The following is a 22,109-nucleotide window of genomic DNA, read 5'->3' as shown; positions in this document are numbered from 1 at the left end:
TATTCCATTTTAAATATCGCTCATAAAATACTCACACTTTAAAAGTGAGTATTTTATGGCTATCGTACATAAAGAACCTAATTTTTATGAAAGAATTAGAAATATATTATTTAAAGGCATTACATGCCGAGAATGATAATATCACTAAGAGTGAAATGTCTTTTTTTTTCCAGCATATAAAGCAAAAATAATTTAAAGTTCTACCCTTAAGGCTAAAGTTTGTATGAGCGTTAAGTTGATTATATCCTCACATGATCTGAAATAATTTCAGTTATAAAAAAATAATTCTACTTACACAGATATTGGAATTTTAAGGTTAAGTAACTTAAAAATACTTAAATTTAGAGTAGCAAACCTTCCACTTTAAAATCACATATTATAAAATAAAATAGATAGACGTTATATAAATAATACACAAATGATAAATGAGGAACGAAAAGAGAGTTTTTAAAAATTATATAATTTTAACTTAAAATGAAGATTTGTAGCTCTATTCTTTTAATTATACGATTTTCAATTTATCGCCTAAAGTAGCTAGACTTAGAATTTTAGTGGAAAAATATTATGGAAGAAACTAACGTTGTTAATGTCAGCTCTTCAAAGAAAGAGGATTCTCCTTCTTTTCGGCAACTTCCGCATAATATTGAAGCTGAACAGGCATTGCTTGGTGCCATCTTTATCAACAATGATTCTCTTGACCGCGTTTCAGATTTTCTAAAACCAGAACATTTTTTTGAACCATTGCATCAAAAAATTTATCATGTTTTATCTCACCTTATTAAAATAGGAAAACGTGTAGATCCAGTTACAATCAAGCCCTATATCCAAATGGAAGAAAAAATTGGAGATATTACTGTATACCAATATGTTGTTCGCTTAGCCACAGAGGCAGTCACTATTATTAACGCTGAAGATTATGGACGCGTCATTTACGATCTCTTTATCCGACGGTCTTTGATTAACCTTGGAACTCAAGTTGTCAATACAGCCTTTGATGCTCCTGTAGAACTCACACCTACCCAACAAATTGAAACTGTTGAAAATCAGTTATTTGAGCTAGCAGAAAAAGGGAAATATGGAGGTGGATTTGAAAATTTTAATGAGGCTATTAAAAAAGCTATCGATATGGCAAGTGCTGCGAAAAAGCGCTCTTCACAATTATCAGGGATAGCCACCCATATTAAAACACTTGATGAAAAAATGGGAGGATTACAAGCATCTGACTTAATTATCCTTGCGGGCCGCCCTGGTATGGGTAAAACCTCACTGGCTACCAATATTGCCTTTAATATTGCTAATGCTTATAATCGTAATGCCAATATCCAAGAAAATGAAGGCGGCATTGTGGGATTCTTCTCACTTGAGATGTCATCCGAACAGCTTGCAACCCGTATTATTTCTGAACAAACAGAAGTCTCTTCTTCTGATATTCGGCGTGGCAATATTTCAGATGAACAATTTTCAAAAATTATTCGTGCGGTGAACCAACTACAAAAGGCACCACTTTATATTGATCAAACTGGGGGAATATCAATTACGCAATTAGCTGCTCGTGCGCGGCGTCTCAAGCGGCAACATGGTTTAGATATCTTGTTTATTGACTATATCCAACTCATGACAAGCAGTTCAAAGCGTTCATCAGAAAATCGTGTTCAAGAGATCACAGAAATTACCACAGGATTAAAAGCATTAGCAAAAGAATTGAATATTCCTATTATCGCTCTCTCTCAACTTTCTCGTCAAGTAGAAAATAGAACAGATAAACGTCCACAGCTCTCAGATTTACGTGAATCTGGTTCAATTGAGCAAGATGCCGATATCGTTCTGTTTGTCTATCGCGAAGAATACTATCTCAAAAATGAAGAACCAAAACTAGGTAGCTTGGAACATACGAAATGGCAAGAAATAATGGATAAAGCTTTTGGAAAAGCTGACGTTATTATTGCAAAACAGCGCCATGGGCCGACAGGAATCGTGCCCCTTGCCTTTCAATCTGATTTCACACGCTTTAGTGATCTGGCCGATAGCAATTACCTTCCAGAGCAAATTGGTTAAATCGACATGGCGCGTAATCGTATTCAATTTATCTGTCAAAATTGCGGAACCATCCATTCCCGTTGGGCAGGAAAATGTAGCGCTTGTGGGGAATGGAATTCCCTTATCGAAGAAACTATAAATAGCGGCATAGGAAGTGGTCCTAAGCAGAATGCTCGTAAAGGACGCATTGTCACACTCACATCTCTTTCTGGAAATATCGAAGATGCTCCACGTATTCATTCTGGTATTGCTGAACTTGATCGTGTTACCGGTGGGGGCTTTGTCCGTGGATCAGCACTCCTTGTTGGAGGTGATCCGGGTATTGGTAAATCAACATTGCTGACACAAACAGCCGCTGCTTTATCACGTAAAGGATATAATGTCATCTATGTTTCAGGTGAAGAGGCTATTGCGCAAATTTGTCTGCGCGCACAAAGGCTTGAAGCTAACAATACAGAAGTGAAACTTGCTGCTGAAACCAATGTTGAAGATATTCTGGCAACCTTAAGCGAACATAAAAACCTTGATATGGTGATTATCGATTCGATTCAAACCCTATGGTCAGATACAGCAGATTCAGCACCTGGCACTGTCACACAAGTACGTATCGGTGCTCAGGCAATGATCCGCTTTGCCAAGAAAACAGGAGCCGCCGTTGTTCTTGTTGGGCATGTTACAAAAGATGGACAAATTGCTGGTCCTCGAGTCGTTGAACATATGGTTGATGGCGTTCTCTATTTTGAGGGTGAAGGAGGACATCATTATCGCATTCTTAGAACTGTAAAAAATCGCTTCGGACCAACAGATGAAATTGGTGTCTTTGAAATGTCTGATAAAGGATTACGCGAAGTGATAAATCCATCTGAATTATTTTTAGGGGAACGTAATGAAAAAGCACCAGGCGCTGCTGTTTTTGCAGGAATGGAAGGGACACGCCCGATACTCGTAGAAATTCAAGCGCTTGTTGCTCCTTCTTCCCTTGGGACACCAAGACGTGCGGTTGTCGGATGGGATGGAAATCGCCTTTCTATGATTCTTGCCGTTTTAGAAGCTCATTGTGGCATTCGTTTTGGACAGCATGATGTCTATCTGAACGTGGCAGGTGGATATCGCATATCAGAACCTGCTGCTGATTTAGCTGTAGCCGCTGCTTTGGTATCTTCTCTTGCCAATATCGCATTGCCAACGGATTATGTATATTTTGGTGAAGTCAGTCTTTCAGGAGCTACCCGCGCTGTTGCACATTCAGCACAGCGCATCAATGAAGCAAAAAAACTCGGTTTTCAAGGAGCCTTTCACCCCACAACAACAACCGAAATGATGAAGTCGCTCAACTTTCAACAAAAAACTTTCTCCGACCTTCCCGAACTCGTTGCTACTCTTACCGTAAGTAAAAAATGATCTGCACCACAGATATGATAATATAGAAAAAACTCTATAAAATACAAAAGATCCTTGCTATAAGAACAAAAAATGGCATAACAAAAAATATATTTGCACACAGACTTAAAAGAACACAACTTTATGTATAAGGAACAAACAAATGATCATAACAATCCTTGATGGAATTGTCGTAGTAATCATCCTGTTGTCCGCTTTTCTTGCTATGCTTCGAGGATTTTCACGTGAAGTGTTATCGTTGATTTCTTGGGCAGTTGCAGCTGTTACGACACTGTTTTTATTCAAACCTGTCTTACCTTTCTTTGAACAATATCTCTCTAATAAAATGATTGCATTGATCACAACATTGGTCACAATTTTTATTATTGTTCTCATTATTACTTCAATTATTACAATGAAGATCTCTGATTTTATTATTGATAGTCGAATTGGTATCCTTGACCGTGCTATTGGTTTTATTTTTGGAGCACTTCGTGGTTTACTTATCATGGTCATCGGTATGTTACTGCTTAATGCACTGATTAAACCCGAGCTTCAAGCGAATTGGTTAAAAAATGCAAAAACAAGGCCTATTTTAGATTCATTGGGACAAAAAGTCTGGGAAATACTCCCCAAAGATATTGGATCTGTTCTCGAAAAGACGGAAAATTTGTTTAAAGACAGCAATAAACATACGTATGAGCAACACTCTCATGAAAAGATAATTTTCAAAAAATAGAGAATAGTTTTTCATGAGGAAAGAGAACTAAATGATGTAAAATGTGATATTAATGATTCCTCCATATCACAACTGAAAGAATATGATGATAAAAAGCGATGTTTTCTGTCAAGAATTTTCATTAGATGATGATACCCTTCATGAAGAATGTGGAGTTTTTGGTATTCTTGGGCATGAAGATGCCGCAACATTAACAGCTCTTGGACTCCACGCACTTCAGCATCGTGGGCAAGAAGCAGCTGGGATTGTTTCTTACCATAATAAAATATTTCATCAAGAAAAGCATTTAGGTCTTGTTGGCGATCACTATACAAACCCTGCAACACTTGCCCGCTTACCAGGAAATCGTGCTATTGGACATACCCGTTATTCAACAACTGGAGAAGTGGCATTACGCAATGTTCAACCCCTTTTTGCTGAATTGAAAGTTGGAGGTATTGCTATTGCGCATAATGGTAATCTTACCAATGGTCTCACATTACGCCGTGAACTCATCGCTTCTGGTGCTATCTGTCAATCAACGTCAGATTCAGAAGTTTTTCTCCATCTTATCGCCCGCTCACGTTATGAATCGTCCTCTGATCGTTTTGTTGATGCGATTCGGCAAGTAGAAGGTGGGTATGCTATGTTAGCGCTCACACGTACAAAGCTTATTGCGGCACGCGATCCAACAGGAATTAGACCTCTCGTGATGGGGGAACTTGATGGTAAGCCTATCTTTTGTTCTGAAACTTGTGCTCTTGATATTATTGGAGCAAAATATGTCCGTGATGTTAAAAATGGAGAAATCATCATATGTGAAATACAAAAAAATGGGGAAATTACGAAAAAAATTATAAAACCAGAAAATGAGACACCAGAAAAGCTTTGTTTATTTGAATATGTTTATTTTGCCCGCCCGGACTCAATCGTTGGAGGGCGTAGTGTTTATACAACACGTAAAAATATGGGAATCCGTTTAGCACAGGAAGCCCCTTGTGAGGGTGATGTTGTGGTTCCTGTTCCTGATGGAGGAACGCCTGCTGCAATTGGCTATGCACAAGAAATTGGAATTCCCTTCGAGCTTGGTATTATTCGTAATCACTATGTTGGCCGCACTTTTATCGAACCAACACAACAAATTCGCGCTTTTGGCGTCAAGTTAAAACATTCGGCAAACCGTCCTGTGATTGAAGGAAAACGTGTTATTCTGGTTGATGACTCTATTGTGCGTGGAACAACATCCCTTAAAATTGTACGAATGCTTCGCGATGCAGGAGCAAAAGAAGTTCATATGCGCATTTCTAGCCCTATGATTTTTTATCCTGACTTTTATGGTATTGATACACCTAAAGCTGAAAACCTTTTAGCAAATCAATATCCAGATTTAAAATCTATGTGTGATTTTATTGGAGCGGATTCATTAGAATTTCTTTCAACTGATGGATTATATCTTGCTGTAGCAGGGGAAAAACGGAATAACGCCGATCCACAATTTACTGACCATTATTTTACTGGATATTATCCTACGCATCTGGTTGATCAAGAAAATCTCTCCAAAATTCATCAATCATCTGTTCTTAAAACAAGAGATTAATGATGACAAAACGTGACTTTAGTCTCCATGGGCGTGTTGCACTTGTTACTGGCGCATCAAGAGGGATTGGCTATTATTTGGCACTCGAGCTTGCTGCACGCGGTGCTCATATTATTGCTCTTGCACGAACAGTCAGTGGACTTACTGAATTAGATAATCAAATCCGAGAAAAAGGAGCTCATGCAACCCTTGTTCCCCTTGACTTGCATCATATGGAAAACATCGATACCCTTGCTATCTCAATTGCCAAACGCTGGAAAAAACTTGATATTATCGTTGCAAACGCAGGAATTCTTGGAACACTCTCACCAATAGCGCATATAGAAAACACGGTATTTGAAGATGTTTTTCAAATAAATCTTTTCAGCCAATGGCGCTTAATGAAAGCCGTTGAGCCTTTATTACGTGAATCTGATGCTGGACGAGCCATCCTGTTATCCTCAAGCGTTGCGCATGCTGCGCGCCCTTTCTGGGGAGCTTATGCAGCCTCTAAAGCGGCTTTAGAGGTGATTGCCCGCTGTTGGGCAGAAGAACTCAAACAAACCCCTATTAAGATTAATTGTGTCAACCCTGGTGCCACACGCACTGCCATGCGCGCTGAAGCTATGCCCGGTGAAGATCCACAAACTCTTCCTTTACCACAAGAGGTTGCAAAAAAGATAGTCCATTTGTTATCACCTGATTTAAAGGAAACTGGAAAACTCTTTAATGTCCATAAAAATCGGTTTGTAGATTATCATGTACCTGATTGATCATCATATGAGAAGTAAATCGTTTGACTCTCTCTTTTTCCTGTGCTTTTCGACAGAAGAATGAAGCACTTTATAATTCTTGGATAGCTTTAGCATCAGCCTTTTTCTCTTCTAAAGTAGCACGTTTATTATAAGCGATAAAACTACAAGGGAGAAAAATCATATAGCTAACAGCTGTAATCAATAAAGTTTCCCATGTGTAAGTCGCAAGAAAACCGACATAAATAACAATGACCAACATGCAAGGTATAACGATATCGCGCCTTAAATTTTGATCAATTGTTTTTGCATTCCATACCGGTAAACGACTAATCAAAAGAAAAGCAATAATTACAGTATAAAGACTAAAAAATAATGCCCACCCCCAATTGGGGACCAAACCAAGAGTGCCTAAATAGGTAGGCAATAAAAGTAATAATGCTCCTGCTGGTGCTGGAACACCAACAAAATAACTTCTCTGCCACTTAGGTATATTGGGGTTATCTAACATCACATTAAAACGTGCTAATCGCAAACAACAAGCAACACAATAAACAAGGGCAGCAACCCACCCAATATGATTCGCTTGATTCAAGATAAAAGAATAAACAATGAGTGCAGGGGTAACACCAAAATTTATAACATCAGCAAGAGAATCCATCTGTGCCCCAAAAGATGAACTACCATCTATTAAACGGGCAATGCGACCATCAGCACCATCTAAAACTGCGGCCAAAAGCACCATTAAAATAGCAGCTTCATAGCGATGTTCAAAAGCCAAACGAATGCTGCTCATCCCTGCACAAATTGCTAAAATAGTAATGATATTGGGAATGACATACCGCATTGATGTAGGTGAACGCCGCCGATTTGCAACATCATCATGCTGCCCCTCAGGATTGAATGAAGAAAATGGCGAAAAATTTTTCATTGTGAGTCCTAATCGTATCTGAAGTCCGTTGTGGCACTCTTATCATCAAAAGAACCCAAAACTGTTTCTCCAGCAATTGCTGTCTGTCCAACTGCAACACGCAATTTCATTTCAGTTGGTATATAAACATCAAGGCGAGAACCAAAACGAATCAATCCAAATCGCTCACCAGTCATAACGGCATCGTTTTCTTTTGACCAGCAAACAATCCGGCGCGCAACCATTCCCGCTATTTGTACGACACCAATTTTACCATGTTTGCTATCAATTACCACCCCATTACGCTCATTAAACTGACTAGCTTTATCAAAGTCAGCATTGGTAAATCGACCTGGATGATAAACGATAGACTCTACTGTACCACTGATAGGAATACGATTAATATGGCATGAAAAAACATCCATAAAAATGGAAATACGGATCATTTCATCTTTCCCTAATCCTAATTCTTCAGGTGGAACACATGATTCCACAAATGAAATACGCCCATCTGCAGGCGACATAACCCAATTTGAATTCAAAGGGATCACACGATCTGGATCACGGAAAAAGTATACACACCACACCGTGAGAACGAGACCAAACCAAAACAACGGACTCCATATCCAACCAAGAATGAGCGAAATAACAAAAAACGCTACAATAAAAGGATAACCTTCTTTATGAACCGTTACAAAGCTATTATGGAAAGATTGCAGAATACTCATATAATTTCCTATTCATCGTAAACTTAAACAAGCAACAAAGCTTTTTGTTCCTCTTGTGTCTTTTTATGTATTTAATCAATCACTCCATATAAAGATATAGATTACATTTTGCTCTATTTATTTTTTACGATTAACAACACTCGTCTCATCTTCTTCACGCATTTTACGTAATTTTTCTTCTGCTTGCGATGCTTCAAGCTGCTTATTCCACATTGAAGCATAGAGACCTTTCTTGCGTAAAAGCTCTGTATGCGTCCCATTTTCAATAATACGACCACTTTTAAGAACTAAAATTTCATCCGCATTGATAACAGTAGAAAGACGGTGCGCAATAATCAATGTTGTACGTCCACGGCTTACAATATCCAATGCTTGTTGAATTTCCTGTTCCGTCGCCGTATCAAGAGCCGCCGTTGCTTCATCTAGAATAAGAAGTGGAGGAGCTTTTAAAAGTGTCCGTGCAATAGCCACGCGTTGTTTTTCACCACCTGATAATTTGAGACCTCGCTCTCCTACCATAGACTGAAAACCTTCCGGTAAAATTTCAATAAATTTTGATATTTGTGCCATTTCAGCAGCTTTGCGCATCTCTTCATCTGTAGCACTTGGACGCCCATAGCAAATATTATAGGCAATTGTATCATTAAATAACACCGTATCTTGTGGGACCATGCCAATCGCTTCACGCAAACTCTTTTGTGTTACGTCACGAATATCCTGCCCATCAATTGTGATAGAGCCTGCATCAACATCATAAAACCGAAAAAGCAACCGAGAAATAGTAGATTTACCGGCACCCGATGGACCGACAATAGCGACTGTTTTTCCTCCAGGAACTTCAAAATCAATATCTCTGAGAATCTGACGTCTCGAATCATAGGAAAACTTTACCTGATGAAAACAAATGGTCCCATCGCTTATCTCTAACGGTTTAGCATCCGATTTATCAACGATCTCTTTCTGAACATCTAAAAGATCAAACATTGCTTCAATATCCGTTAAACCTTGTCGAATATCACGATACATTGAACCAATAAAATTTAGTGGAATGGAAAGTTGCATTAAAAGCGCATTAATAAAAACAAAATCTCCTAAAGTTTGTGTCTTATAAAAAACTTCATAAGCTGACATCAGCATCATGATCGTCATTCCAATACCAAAGATAAGAGTCTGACCAAAATTAAGCCAGCTTAAAGATGTCCAAATCTTTGTTGCGGCTTTTTCATAACCTACCATAGAAGCATCAAATCGATCGGCTTCTAGAGTTTCATTACCAAAATATTTGACCGTTTCAAAATTCAAAAGAGAATCAACAGCGCGAGTATTCGCCTCAGTATCCGCTGTATTCATTTTTTGTCGAATGCGAATACGCCAATCACTCGCCTTAATGGTAAACAAAATATATAATCCAACCGTTACAACAACAATGAGAAGATAATGCCACCCATAACTTATATAAAATACCAGTGCCGTTAATATAAATTCTAAAACTGTTGGTACTGTACTAAGAATTGAAAATCTTACGATCGCTTCGATTCCTTTTGTTCCACGCTCAATCACACGAGAAAGCCCACCTGTTCGGCGTTCCAAATGAAATCGCAAAGATAACTCATGCATATGTACAAAGGTTTTATAAGCTAATTGACGAACAGCGTATTGACCAACAGTGGCAAACAGGGAATCGCGTAATTGATTTAATCCAGCCTGCATAATACGCGCGACATTGTATGCCAAAACAAGCATGATGGGAATAATCCAACTGGATGGGAACCATTCAGGTAGCTGAAAGCTTGAATCAAGCACATTCGTAGAATATTTAAATAAATACGGTACAGATATGAGAACGAGCTTAGCCAAAACAAGATAAAATATTGCCCATAGCACACGCATTTTTAGATCACGCCGCCCTACCGGCCACATATAGGGCCATAAATTGTAAAGTGTGTGCAGAGTCTTCCCTGTATCTGATGATACAGTTTTTGTCATTTCATTGCGTTTCATAAAGTCCTTACTTCTCTATCATCCGCACAAACAGGCAAAATACCCTCTGTGGTTATTTATAGATTCATCTCTTCATTATGGCTTCCAATAAGCTATACCTACCTGTTTTTTGAAGTTAGACTGTTTTTGAAAAAGGAACAAGAAATAATCCACTATACAATTTATTATTTTGATCTGTATTTTCATACCACTCTGCTGCAAATAAATTTTCAACTTTTACATGTTTTTTTTTCAATTCTGCCTGAAGCCATTTTTTTGTTTTACCAATCTCTTTCAGCCCCTTATCAAGAATTTCACCATTTTGTATTAAAATGATAGACTTCTTTCCTTCTTCCTTTTTAATAACGGAACAATCGCCATTGGTTTCTAAACGAACGAAAGCAGCTTCATGTAAACTACAGCCTTTAATGCGCAACATTGTAATCAGATCATTCACACTGATACCTAATTTTTTAATCTTATCCACTTGAAATACTCCATCTAAAACCAATGCAATATGTCGTCCTGCAATAAGACGACGAAAAAAAACTGAATAGCGCATCAGAAAATTAAGAGATGTGACTAAAGTCTGCCAAATAAATAAGACAATCAACAATTGAATACTGCTAACATCCGGACTATAAATAACGCCTCCAATAATACTTCCCATGACAAAATTACTTACCAAATCAACTGGCGTCATTTGACTAAGACTACCACGACCTGTGGTTCTTAAAATCAAGAGGAAAGCGATAAGTCCTACAACTAGTTTTAGTGCAACATACCCATAATGATATAAAAATTCCATCATATTCTCCTTTTTTATGGAGCTGCTGGAATAGAGACATTAGTGTCGCTTTAGTGTCGCTTTATTTCCCACACAGTTATGCGCTCACCACTCTGCGGATCCTTACTGTCTTTTAAAAGAACCCCCTTGGCTGCAAGCTCATCACGAATTGTATCCGCAGCTTCCCACTCTTTATTATGGATAAGTCTTAGTCTTTCGGCAATGCGCTGATCAATAAATTTTGTATCAAGGAAAGTTTTTCTCGTAAATAATGGGCAATCTATTTCTTTAATCCATTCTTGTCTTAACAGTCCTAATAAATTCATCCCATTCAGAAGAGCCAAAGCATTTCCTTCTTTATAAAATTTTCGCAAAAGAGTCAGTGCTTTTGGAGTATTAAGATCATCACTAAGTGCATCTATCAAAGTATCATCAATTGCTTCATTGTTTTTCATCTCACTCTTTTTGCTGCGAAGCCATTCATACCAACGATACAGTTCGCTGCTCGATTGTATTAAACGCTGTGCTGTCCAATTTAATGGTTCACGATAATGCGTTTGCAACATCGAAAAACGCGCAGACAAACCAGCCCAATTTTGCTTCATTTCATCGGTTAAAATACCATTAAACTCCCCCAAATTATTCTCTAAAACAGAACGAATAGTTATGAAATTGCCAAAGCTTTTCGACATCTTTTTGCCTTCAACTTGTAAAAAACCATTATGCATCCAAAAATTAGCCATTCGCTCCGTCCCAAAAGCTGAACAACTTTGTGCAATCTCATTTTCATGATGAGGAAAAATTAAATCAATTCCACCACCATGGATATCAAAAACATTGGCGGTCGGATCATCACAGGTTAAACCACCGCCATAGGGCGCTAATAACTTTGCCATTGACATTGCAGAACATTCAATATGCCAACCTGGACGACCTAAAACAGGAATTCCGCCCGGTGATTTCCAACCTGGTTCTCCTTCCACAGAAGGCTTCCACAAAACAAAATCCATCTCTTCCCTTTTATAAGCAGCAACATCGATACGCGCCCCCGCCCTCATTTCATCTAAAGAACGATTTGCAAATGCCCCATAATGGGGAGGATTTTTTATGCTACTTACAGAAAATAATATATGATTTTCCGCTTCATAAGCGTGCCCCTTTTCAAGCAACCTTTCAATTAAAGAGCGCATCTCCTCTAAATGCTCAGTGGCGCGTGGCTGACTGGTTGGCAACAGACAACCAAGTGCTATGGTATCTTGCTGAAACTGAGAATATGTACGTTCTGTTAAGTGACGAATAGCCTCATTCAATGATACGTTTGGATATTCGCTAGCTGCTCGTGCATTAATTTTATCATCGACATCTGTAATATTACGTGCATATAGAACATGCTCATTGCCATAAACATGACGCAATAAGCGAAATAAAATATCAAAAACAATAACAGGACGTGCATTTCCTATATGCGCATAATCATAAATTGTCGGTCCACAAACATAAAGGCGTACTCTTGTCGCATCTATTGGTGTAAATTTTTCTTTTTTACGTGTTAGCGTATTATAAAATCGCAACTCTTTCATTTATTGACTCCATGGACGATATTATGCACCGATCCTTTTAGATGTATCTTATCTCAAATCATTGTATTACGCGGTTTAAGCTAAAAACTTGTATCTTATAGTAAATTCTTCTTACCATTTTCCCATTGTATTTACGGCTGTATCCATCGTTTATCATAAAAACAATCTATTTTATTTGATTGGACAAAAGCGTTCTATCATTAGAGATGCTTTCTCTCCTTAAAGAAAATGAGCTTAGAAAAAAATCTATAGGCAATACAATATAAATCTATGTGAAAAATAGATAGTTTGCAGAAAGAAAATCTTAAATTTTTAACCACACAAAGCTTCGTCAGTATTTTCAATATTCCACAATGGGTTCCTTACTGCCTCTTACGCCCTATATTTTATAATCAATAATTGAGAATAATGTAGCAATTAACTTTATTTTTTTACACCGTTCTCATGACAAAATTATTTTATCTTTACAGAGTTTTATTCAAAGAAAGCAATAAAAATAATGCGGTATAGATTGATGAACATCATTATTTTAATATTTCTTGTCATTTCAATGCCAACCTTTGCACAACAATCTCCACCTTATGAAAAAAAATTACTCCGACTAGCAGAAATTTTGGGATCATTGCATTCTCTCCAAAATCTTTGCGAGCCTCCAACAAACCAATGGTATGACTATATGAATGCACTGATTGAAGCAGAACGCCCCATTCCACAAAGACGTGCTTATTTTTATGAAGCGTTTAATGAAGCGTATCGTGCTTTCTCAGAAAATTATCATCATTGTACACAAGCAGCCATTGAAGCCAACCAAAGATACATTGAGGAAGGAAGAATTTTATCTGAAAACCTCCTCATGCATTATAAATAATTAATCTATACAAAAAGTAGCTCTCTCAATCTTAGCGATATCAATGATACTCCTTTCACAAATGCGGGGAGCAATAAACCAGCTCTGAAAATAGAGAGACGTTTAAAGAATAATGTCTTGATACGCTTTTATTCATATGCGCCTTTTTCCCCATACAAAACTGTTCTTTGGCTTCCTCCCCACACTTTAACGGACAAAGATTTTTAACTAAATTTGCTCTGTAAATAATCTAGGTTCTTGTTGAACAAGGTTTCTCTTGGCTTCTAACACATGTAATTTGCTGCATAGTTTCTACAAACAAGCCTAAGAATACTCACCTCGCATTAAAAAAACACTTATGTACCAAAGAGGCTGACATACCCTATATCACCACTCTAAAAGATGGTATTTTACGGCATACTTATAATTTTAATTTGTTTACACCAAAGTTTCCATAAATTTAACAGGCTCTCCTTGTGAAGGTGTAACAATTTCACCTTCCCACATAACGCGCATACCACGGATAATAGTCCCAACAGGCCAACCTTTAACTTTTTGACCATCATAAGGTGTCCAACCGGCGCGAGAACCAATTAAGCTATTCGTAATAATTTCCTCTCGCTTAAGATCAACAATGGTTAAATCAGCATCAAACCCAACAGCAATGCGCCCTTTACAACTTATACCAAAAATACGACTAGGGCCATGTGAAGTGAGATCAATAAAACGTTCAAGAGATATTTTTCCTGCATTCACATGTGTCAACATAATTGCTGCTGTTGTTTGCACGCCTGTCATACCTGAAGGTGAAGAGGGATAAGGTTGAAGTTTTTCTTCAAGAGTATGAGGCGCATGATCTGAACCTAAGACATCAATAATTCCTTGTTGAACACCGTACCAAAGAGCGTCACGGTGGCGCGGCTCACGAATAGGCGGATTCATCTGAATTAATGTACCAAACTTCTTATAATCATCAGCCGTGAGTGTCAAATGATGTTGTGTCACTTCAATTGTTGCAACATCCTTATGTTTTTTTAGAAAATCAATTTCTTCTTCTGTCGAAAGATGTAACACATGAATCCGAGCCTTCGTCTCATGAGCAATTTTTACCAAACGCTGCGTACATTTTAATGCCGCAACTTCATCACGCCAAATCGGATGTGACGATGCATCCCCTTCAATACGCAATATTTTACGCTCTTTGAGCCTCGCCTCATCTTCAGAATGAAAAGCCGCACGACGGCGTGTATTCTTCAAAATAAGGCGTACACTTTCATCATCATCAACCAAAAGATCACCGGTAGAGGACCCCATAAAGACTTTAATTCCAGCCGCACCAGGAAGTCTTTCTAATTCAGATAGTTCATGAGCATTTTCACGCGTTCCTCCAACCCAAAATGCAAAATCACAATGCATTCGATGAAATGCGCGTTGAACCTTATCGCTTAATGTTTCTTCTGATGTTGTCAATGGATTGGTATTAGGCATTTCAAAAACTGCCGTAACCCCCCCTAACACAGCAGAATACGAGCCACTTTCCAAATCCTCCTTATATTCATTTCCTGGCTCACGAAAATGCACTTGGCTATCAATAATTCCTGGTAAAATATGAAGCCCCGTACAATCAATGACCTCACTAGCCGATGCACATGTAAGGTCGCCTATTTCAGCAATACGACCATTTGTAATACCAATATCACGCTTGCTTCTTCCATCATGATTCACAAGTGTTGCACCTTTAAAAATTGTATCAAATGTTTTAAACATAACCACGCTCCTTACATATTGCTCACTTATCGATTATGTAACTTTGAGCAGAAAGGCAAGAACCATGATTGAAAAACAAAATGCCATTTGCTTAAAAAACCGCGGACTTATTCAAATTACAGGCGAAGAAGCAACAGATTTTCTACAATCCCTGATCACGACAGATGTAAAAAAAATCAGTCCACAGGAACTTTTCCCTGGAGCCCTTTTATCCCCACAAGGAAAGGTTCTTGCTGATTTTCTTATCGGAAAAAAAGAAGATGGTTACCTGATTGATATCAGGATGCCTTTAGCTGATACGCTCCATAAGCGTCTGTTGCTCTATAAGCTGCGCAAAAAAGTAGAAATTACACAACCATTCCAAGAGCTTGTTACAGTTTCTTTGAATAATGAATCAGATGCTTTAAATTTTGATTCAAGTTTTGTTGATAAACGCTTCCCACAAAAAGAAAAAATAATACGAATCTATGGCAAAAAACCTTTTTTAACTTCAGAATATCATGACACATGGAATCAATTGCGTATCCGTTATGCAATTGCGGAAAGTGATCAAGACTATGAAATTGGCAAAGTCTTTCCTCATGATATTAATTACGATCAAATCAATGGACTTGCATTCAATAAAGGATGTTATATTGGACAAGAAATTGTTTCACGAATGCACCACCGCCGTGCAGCACGTCGCCGTATTTTTATTGTAAAAGGCCAGTGTAAATTAATCCCTCAATCTAGCATTGAAGCAGGAACAAAAGTGCTTGGCTACTTGGGAACATGTGTAGAAAATGAGGCTCTTGCTTTAATGCGTATTGACCACGTCAAAGATGCTATGGATCATAACATCCCCTTTACTGTAAAAAACATTCCTGTCACTATAAGCATTGCTGAAAATATGAATTTTACCTTTCCTGAAAATACTATAGAAAACACTCATGGCTAAAGCTGAATTATTAAAAAATGGAGAAGCCCGCGCTTGGCAAAGAATGCTCTCTGGAAGGCGACTTGATCTTCTCAACCCTTCTCCTTTTGATGTTGAAATTGAAGATATTGCCCATGGACTTGCTCGCGTAGCACGTTGGAACGGTCAAACACGAGGAGAGCATGCCTATTCTGTTGCACAACATTCACTTTTGGTTGAACAAATATTTCAAAAACTTTTTCCACAATCGGGAAGCAACGAATGTCTTTATGCCCTTCTTCATGATGCTCCAGAATATGTCATCGGCGATATGATTTCCCCTTTTAAAGCTGTTATAGGAAAACAATATGAACGCGTTGAAAAGCGCATCCAAGATGCTATCCACATGCGCTTTTCTCTTCCCGTTGATCTTTCTCAAAAACTTTTAAAAAAAATTAAACAAGCCGACCGTATCGCTGCCTATTATGAAGCGATTACGCTTGCTGGATTTAATACAGAAGAAGCCCTTCACTATTTTGGCTCTCCCAATAATATTTTACCCGATGATCTGAATTTATCCCCCTATTCTACCCAACACATTGAAAACGCATTTTTAACGCGCTTTAATGACTTGGATGTCCAAAGATTATAGCCCTTTCGCATTGTTGATTCCTTGTCATTACAGAATCATCACACTGACTTATAATAATAATTCATTGTTTTTTCATTTTGAATGAGAGCTCCTAATATCGTAAGCTTCACTCATTTCAAATCTGTTTATATTGAATCAATCAAAATCATTCTCTTGCACACCACAAGCGGGTCTGGCGTGTGGGTAAAATTTTTTAAAGAAAGAGTTAAAATGCTTCTTATGACCATCTCAAGTGCTAAGCGCTGTCGCAGCATTGAAAATTGGCAAAGTGTGTGATGATGCCGGCTTGCTCTCTTATGAAGCGTAAAGACGGGAGTACTCTATAAATTTTATACACTTCATAAGGGACTTACCACTATACTATTCACGAACGCCGTCGCGAAATAGGTTGGGTACCTTAAGAAAGCTTTCTTTAAAAAAGCATGTGAATTAGCGACCCAATGGCGTTCTGTTTTGCATGAGAGGCGTGACTTCATTAAAGAAATGGAAAAAATCACAGTTCAAATTGCATACAAAATATATTAAAAATGCACATTCATTATCAAAATAACAAATGTTCTCTTGTCAAACCTTTCATCTTAAACTGAAGTTTATTTTAGTTTATAAACTTCATTATCCGCTGGGAAAGCACGAGATGTGACATCCTCTGCATAATTCTTTATTGCAGTTTCCATGGCTTGTTCAAGGTCTCCATAACGGCGTACAAATTTTGGCACATGAGAACCATAGCCCAACATATCTTCCATAACCAATACTTGCCCATCACATTGATTGGACGCCCCTATACCGATCGTAGGGATAGAAAGCTTATCTGTCAGTTTCACCGCTAAAGGTTCAACCATTGCTTCTAAAACAACAGCAAAAGCACCTGCCTCTTCAATCGCTGCTCCATCTGCTTCAATTCTTTGCCAATCATTCTCCTTGCGTCCTTGTGTTTTAAAACCACCAAAACGATTCATTGCTTGGGGTGTAAGACCGATATGCCCCATCACTGGAATGCCACGTTTACACAAAAAATCTACTGTTTCGGCTATATAAACGCCCCCTTCAAGCTTAACTGCACCACACCCCGTTTGTGCAAGAATGCGCGATGCATTTAAAAAAGCTTGCTCTGGACTTTCCTCATAAGAACCAAAAGGCATATCAATAACAACAAGAGCTTTTTGAGATCCACGCACCACGGCTTTCCCGTGTGAAATCATCATATCTAAATTAACAGGAAGCGTTGTCTCAAACCCATACACAACCATCCCAACGCTATCACCAACCAAAAGGATATCGCAATATGGATCAGCAATCCGCGCAGTATAAGCTTGATAAGCTGTTAAAGAAACAATTGGCTGTTGTCCCTTTCGTGCACGTATTTCGGAAGATGTTATACGCTTTACGGTTTTATGTACACTCATTTTCCACCCTTCTCTTGCAATATATATTGATCAATCAGCCTTATCTCACCAAAGCGGACAGTAAGAAGTAAAACTGCTGGTTTATTCAATGTTCCTTTAACCACGCATAAAGTTTCCATATCCCGTAAATCTATCGCTTCAATGATTGCACGCGTTTCTTGTTGTAAAATATCACGAACAGTTTTGCATAATTTATCAACCGACCGTTCACCTTCATGATAAAGCTTTTCAGCAGCTTTTCCACTTTCAGGAATAATTTTGGCAGCTTTACGATCTTCTAATGTTAAAAGCTGATTGCGTGAAGAACACGCTACACCATCTGACTCCCGTAGAATAGGAACTCCAACGATTTCAATAGGAAAAGCCAAATCTTCAACCATACGCCGAATAATTAAAATTTGTTGAAAATCTTTTTCCCCAAAAAAAGCCTTATCTGGTTGGACAATGTTAAAAAGTTTAGCAACAACGCTTGTTACACCACAAAAATGCCCCGGACGTAATTTTCCCATCAAAATACGTGATAATTTTTTCACTTGTACAATTGTATCATTCCCCAGTGGCCACATTTCATCGACAGAAGGAGCAAAAACACATTCAACACCTGCTTCTTTTAACAAAGCACAATCGCCCTTCAAATCTCTTGGATATTGAGAAAAATCTTCATGAGGTCCAAATTGCTTTGGATTGACAAAAATAGAAACCACTACGCGATCACACATTGCTCTTGCATACTGTACTAATGCAAGATGTCCATCATGCAATGCCCCCATTGTTGGAACAAAACCAATCGAAAAACCTAAACGTCGTTCCTCTGAAGTATATTGGCGGACTTCAGCAATTGTCTTTAAAATTCTCATTTTCCCATTCAATTATCATCAGATCAACCAATTAATGCCTGTACACCAAATTGACGCTCAAACAATTGTATCAAATTCATGCGCACTGACGGCTGCTTTATATCTCGTGGCTCCCAGACATGACGCATAAGAAAAAAACCCGTCAGTATAAAACCATTTATTATGTCACTAAAATCAGCAGGACGAGTCGTTCTTTGTACAAGAAACTGTGGTAGAATGAGAAGCTTTTTTTTCCAAGGTTCCCCTGCTTCTTCACAGACAGCCCGTCCAGATTTTGGTGATACGTAATGAAGCCTTTCCTGACGACCTGTTGCAGCACAACAAGATAAATCAAGACCAAAACCAAGTTCTTCAAGAAGCCGCATTTCAAAACGTACAAGCAATTCTGCATTTACAAATGGTTCATCAAAATTCTGCATAAAAAGGTGTAAAATATCATATAAAATGGGGTGCGGATCACGTTCGGGAAGAAGCCGCAAATGAAAAGCTATCAATTGCAAAGTATAAAGTGCTTCTGGTAGACAGATTAATCGTGCCGCATGTAAATCAAGAGCTTCAAGCCGAAAAAGTCCCAAATGTTCGTCTAAACGAGCCCACCATTCAGCCTCCACAAAATTTCCAGGTTGAAGAAGAGCTGCCATGCGACGCGAGCGCCCCCCTTTTACCACTCCCATATAACGACCATGTTCACGTGTCATAATCTCAAGAATAACACTTGTTTCACCATATTGGCGTGTACCAAGTATAACGGCTTGTTCTTTCCACTTCATTTTACTTTAATTATTTTTAAAAATCTTATTTTAAAAAATCCAATCCCATTTCACGATAACGTTCTGGATCGGTATCCCAATTATCGCGCACTTTCACAAAGAGAAAAAGATGCACCTTTTGATCCATAATTTCCATGAGTTCTTTACGTGCTGCTTGACCAATCGCTTTAATTGTATCGCCTTTTGCTCCTAAGACAATTTTTTTCTGACTCTCACGCTCGACATAAATAACTTGATTAATTTTAACGGAACCATCTGAACGCTCTTCCCAGTTTTCTGTTTCAACCGTTGAGGAATAAGGAAGTTCATCATGAAGACGAAGAAAAAGTTTTTCACGCGTAATTTCAGCAGCAAGATGACGCATAGGCATATCAGAAATTTGATCTTCCGGATAATACCATGGCCCTTCCTGCATCATGTTACTCAACGCATGAAGTAAATCCTTGCAACCAGAACCGTTTAGAGCAGAAATCATAAATGTTTGCGCAAACTTTACACGTTCATTTATTTTAGTGGTTAACGCTAGAAGAGATGATTTAACAACTGTATCAACCTTATTAAGAACAAGAACTTTTTCTTGTTTCATATTGTTTACAATATCTAACATCATATCAACTTCATCCGAAAGACCACTTTGAGCGTCAATTAAAACGAGTAGAACATCAGCGCTCTTAGCCCCTCCCCAAGCAGCAGAGACCATGGCTCGTTCTAAGCGCTTATGGGGACGAAAAACACCCGGTGTATCAACCAACACAATTTGCACATCATCATGAATGACAATACCGCGGATTAAAGTTCGTGTTGTTTGTACCTTATGTGTTACAATTGAAACCTTTGTTCCAACCAATTGATTAACCAATGTCGATTTACCGGCATTAGGCATCCCAATAAGCACAACAAACCCAGAACGCTTTTTCATAACGTCACTCATGATCATTTTTTCCTACTGTTTTCCATACACCCTCTCGTCGCAAAATTTTTTCAGCTGCCATTCTTTCAGCATATCTTTTGGAGCTTCCCTGCCCAATCTCTGAAGCAAACCCAGAAATACTGACCTCTACCATAAAAACAGGATCGTGATCTGGACCTGAACGTTTTATAACCTGATAATGTGGTTGTGCATTGCCTTGGATATGCGCCCATTCCTGTAATTCTGTCTTGGCATCACGTCGACCAGCATCCATTTTCTTTGCCCGACTTTGCCAATATTTTTGAATAAAAGGGCGAACGCTTTCCAATCCTCCATCGAGATATATTACGGCAATCAAAGCTTCCACGACATCTGCATGCATGTTGATAAGTCGACGCCCCTCAAAATTTTTCATCTCAAAACCAACACGGATCATATCAGGAAGTCTCATTTCACGCGCAATATCAGCACATGTCTGTGCATTGACCAGATGATTTAAACGGACTGATAATTCACCTTCACTTGCCTGAGGAAAAAGTTGATACAGCATCTCTGCAATCAAAAGCCCTAAAACCCGATCCCCTAGAAACTCTAGTCGTTCATAATTCCCCTGTTCCGAATCTTGTACACTCGAGTGTGTTAATGCCTTCTTTAACCTCTCTTCATCTTTAAAACGATGCCCCGTCAGCTTGAAAAGCTGATCAATCATGAGACGTTTCATCGTTGTTTCCTTGCTTGATAAGCGGCAAATCATGAACCGTATTTATGAAAGAAAACAAACGTTTCCAACGCACATCAAATGGCCAGCGCCAAATCTGCCAAGCACTTGAACCATTACTGATAGAAAAGAAAATCACGCTCGCGCGACCAATAAGATTTTCTTCTGGAACATAGCCTACATCTAAACGACTATCATCTGAATTGTCGCGGTTATCTCCCATCATAAAGTAATGTCCTTGAGGAACTTCAAAGACTTCTGTATCATCAACTTTCGGGATGAAAGCTAAATCAAGTGTATCATAACTGACACCGTTAGGCATTGTCTCGCGATAAACCTCAACAGGATAGTTAACCTCTGTTATATCAGAATTATCAATCTCCCCCATAAAGTGACGTGAAACAGCCTCATCATTAATATAAAGGACACTTTGACGGACTTGTATACGATCACCTGGTAGCCCAACAACGCGTTTTATATAATCAATCTTCGGATTACTTGGTAAGCGAAAAACGACCACATCTCCACGTTGAGGTTGAGATGCCCAAATCCGTCCAGAAAAAAGAGGAGGAGAAAAGGGGATGGAAAAACGAGAATACCCATATGCATACTTAGAAACAAACAGATAATCTCCCACCAACAAAGTAGGACGCATTGAACCGGAAGGAATACTAAACGGCTGGAAAAAAAGTGTCCGAATAAACGCTGCTAAAAGCAAAGCCTGTATTAAAACAGAAATAAATTCACGAAGCCCACCTTTTTTTTCTTTTTTATGCACTTTATCTTTTTGGATCATCACCAACTGCCTTCTCATCACAGATATAATTTTTTTCATCATA

20 protein-coding genes are annotated in these 22,109 nt (G+C 38.4%); 8 read left to right on the top strand and 12 right to left on the bottom strand.

Annotation, left to right across the window (positions count from 1 at the left end):
• The first annotated feature begins 564 nt into the window (after window positions 1–564).
• The 5 genes from ACFIL3_RS00795 (at window position 565) to ACFIL3_RS00775 (ending at window position 6,484) form a co-directional block, all read left to right on the top strand.
• Window positions 565–2,055 carry a replicative DNA helicase gene (locus ACFIL3_RS00795; protein ID WP_375610161.1) on the top strand — a complete coding sequence of 497 codons (1,491 nt, stop codon included), beginning with the start codon at window positions 565–567 and terminating at the stop codon, window positions 2,053–2,055.
• Between the two features lie 6 nt (window positions 2,056–2,061).
• The gene (radA, locus tag ACFIL3_RS00790; protein WP_375612937.1) at window positions 2,062–3,438 is read left to right on the top strand and encodes a DNA repair protein RadA; all 1,377 of its coding nucleotides are present in this window, start codon (window positions 2,062–2,064) and stop codon (window positions 3,436–3,438) included.
• A gap of 142 nt (window positions 3,439–3,580) precedes the next feature.
• Window positions 3,581–4,156 (top strand): CvpA family protein, encoded by a 576-nt coding sequence (locus tag ACFIL3_RS00785; protein ID WP_375629260.1) that lies wholly within the window; start codon window positions 3,581–3,583, stop codon window positions 4,154–4,156.
• 82 nt (window positions 4,157–4,238) lie between these two features.
• Complete coding sequence (gene purF, locus ACFIL3_RS00780) at window positions 4,239–5,732, top strand: amidophosphoribosyltransferase (RefSeq protein WP_375638093.1); 1,494 nt, start codon at window positions 4,239–4,241, stop codon at window positions 5,730–5,732.
• 2 nt (window positions 5,733–5,734) lie between these two features.
• Window positions 5,735–6,484 (top strand): SDR family NAD(P)-dependent oxidoreductase, encoded by a 750-nt coding sequence (locus ACFIL3_RS00775; RefSeq protein ID WP_375613045.1) that lies wholly within the window; start codon window positions 5,735–5,737, stop codon window positions 6,482–6,484.
• Between the two features lie 70 nt (window positions 6,485–6,554).
• On the opposite strand, the gene pssA is transcribed toward ACFIL3_RS00775, so the two are convergent.
• The 5 genes from pssA to cysS all read right to left on the bottom strand — a co-directional run bounded on the left by pssA (window position 6,555) and on the right by cysS (window position 12,448).
• Complete coding sequence (pssA, locus tag ACFIL3_RS00770; protein WP_375611225.1) at window positions 6,555–7,394, bottom strand: CDP-diacylglycerol--serine O-phosphatidyltransferase; 840 nt, start codon at window positions 7,392–7,394, stop codon at window positions 6,555–6,557.
• Window positions 7,395–7,402: 8 nt separating this feature from the next.
• The gene (locus ACFIL3_RS00765; RefSeq protein ID WP_375612939.1) at window positions 7,403–8,101 is read right to left on the bottom strand and encodes a phosphatidylserine decarboxylase; all 699 of its coding nucleotides are present in this window, start codon (window positions 8,099–8,101) and stop codon (window positions 7,403–7,405) included.
• Between the two features lie 117 nt (window positions 8,102–8,218).
• Window positions 8,219–10,102, bottom strand: coding sequence for an ABCB family ABC transporter ATP-binding protein/permease (locus tag ACFIL3_RS00760; protein WP_375620728.1), 1,884 nt, complete (start codon window positions 10,100–10,102; stop codon window positions 8,219–8,221).
• 115 nt (window positions 10,103–10,217) lie between these two features.
• The gene (locus tag ACFIL3_RS00755) at window positions 10,218–10,889 is read right to left on the bottom strand and encodes a DUF421 domain-containing protein (protein WP_375611298.1); all 672 of its coding nucleotides are present in this window, start codon (window positions 10,887–10,889) and stop codon (window positions 10,218–10,220) included.
• 50 nt (window positions 10,890–10,939) lie between these two features.
• Window positions 10,940–12,448 carry a cysteine--tRNA ligase gene (gene cysS, locus ACFIL3_RS00750; RefSeq protein ID WP_375611222.1) on the bottom strand — a complete coding sequence of 503 codons (1,509 nt, stop codon included), beginning with the start codon at window positions 12,446–12,448 and terminating at the stop codon, window positions 10,940–10,942.
• A gap of 499 nt (window positions 12,449–12,947) precedes the next feature.
• Here cysS and ACFIL3_RS00745 point away from each other — a divergent pair, with 499 nt between their 5' ends.
• Complete coding sequence (locus tag ACFIL3_RS00745) at window positions 12,948–13,316, top strand: TIGR02301 family protein (protein WP_375612942.1); 369 nt, start codon at window positions 12,948–12,950, stop codon at window positions 13,314–13,316.
• Window positions 13,317–13,733: 417 nt separating this feature from the next.
• Here the strand turns inward: ACFIL3_RS00745 and ACFIL3_RS00740 are convergent, their stop codons facing one another.
• A complete protein-coding gene (locus ACFIL3_RS00740) occupies window positions 13,734–15,062 on the bottom strand; it encodes a dihydroorotase (protein ID WP_375668205.1) in 1,329 nt (442 codons plus the stop codon).
• A gap of 64 nt (window positions 15,063–15,126) precedes the next feature.
• Here ACFIL3_RS00740 and ACFIL3_RS00735 point away from each other — a divergent pair, with 64 nt between their 5' ends.
• Both ACFIL3_RS00735 and ACFIL3_RS00730 read left to right on the top strand, forming a co-directional pair.
• Complete coding sequence (locus tag ACFIL3_RS00735) at window positions 15,127–15,999, top strand: YgfZ/GcvT domain-containing protein (protein ID WP_375612944.1); 873 nt, start codon at window positions 15,127–15,129, stop codon at window positions 15,997–15,999.
• On the top strand, window positions 15,992–16,609 hold the full coding sequence (locus tag ACFIL3_RS00730) for a YfbR-like 5'-deoxynucleotidase (protein ID WP_375610152.1): 618 nt from the start codon (window positions 15,992–15,994) through the stop codon (window positions 16,607–16,609). The genes ACFIL3_RS00735 and ACFIL3_RS00730 overlap by 8 nt, the downstream gene beginning before the upstream one ends.
• Before the next feature lie 590 nt (window positions 16,610–17,199).
• Here ACFIL3_RS00730 and panB read toward each other — a convergent pair.
• From panB to lepB, 6 genes are read right to left on the bottom strand one after another with little or no spacing between them, the layout of a single operon-like run.
• A complete protein-coding gene (gene panB / locus ACFIL3_RS00725; RefSeq protein WP_375612945.1) occupies window positions 17,200–18,015 on the bottom strand; it encodes a 3-methyl-2-oxobutanoate hydroxymethyltransferase in 816 nt (271 codons plus the stop codon).
• Complete coding sequence (panC, locus tag ACFIL3_RS00720; protein ID WP_375612946.1) at window positions 18,012–18,872, bottom strand: pantoate--beta-alanine ligase; 861 nt, start codon at window positions 18,870–18,872, stop codon at window positions 18,012–18,014. The genes panB and panC overlap by 4 nt, the downstream gene beginning before the upstream one ends.
• Window positions 18,873–18,895: 23 nt before the next feature.
• On the bottom strand, window positions 18,896–19,642 hold the full coding sequence (recO, locus tag ACFIL3_RS00715; protein WP_375612947.1) for a DNA repair protein RecO: 747 nt from the start codon (window positions 19,640–19,642) through the stop codon (window positions 18,896–18,898).
• Window positions 19,643–19,667: 25 nt separating this feature from the next.
• Complete coding sequence (gene era, locus ACFIL3_RS00710) at window positions 19,668–20,573, bottom strand: GTPase Era (RefSeq protein ID WP_375612948.1); 906 nt, start codon at window positions 20,571–20,573, stop codon at window positions 19,668–19,670.
• Window positions 20,566–21,273 (bottom strand): ribonuclease III, encoded by a 708-nt coding sequence (gene rnc / locus ACFIL3_RS00705; protein ID WP_375612949.1) that lies wholly within the window; start codon window positions 21,271–21,273, stop codon window positions 20,566–20,568. Before rnc ends, era begins: the two co-directional genes overlap by 8 nt.
• Window positions 21,254–22,066: a signal peptidase I gene (gene lepB / locus ACFIL3_RS00700; protein WP_375611213.1), complete on the bottom strand. Its 813-nt coding sequence runs from the start codon at window positions 22,064–22,066 to the stop codon at window positions 21,254–21,256. Before lepB ends, rnc begins: the two co-directional genes overlap by 20 nt.
• Between the last annotated feature and the right edge of the window lie 43 nt (window positions 22,067–22,109).

Origin of the sequence: Bartonella sp. CE47NXGY, from assembly GCF_042195415.1 — a bacterium.
In the GTDB taxonomy this organism is placed as follows: Bacteria; Pseudomonadota; Alphaproteobacteria; order Rhizobiales; family Rhizobiaceae; genus Bartonella.
The sequence above is the reverse complement of the archived record's forward strand: the minus strand, read 5'-3'. Positions and strand labels throughout refer to the sequence as shown.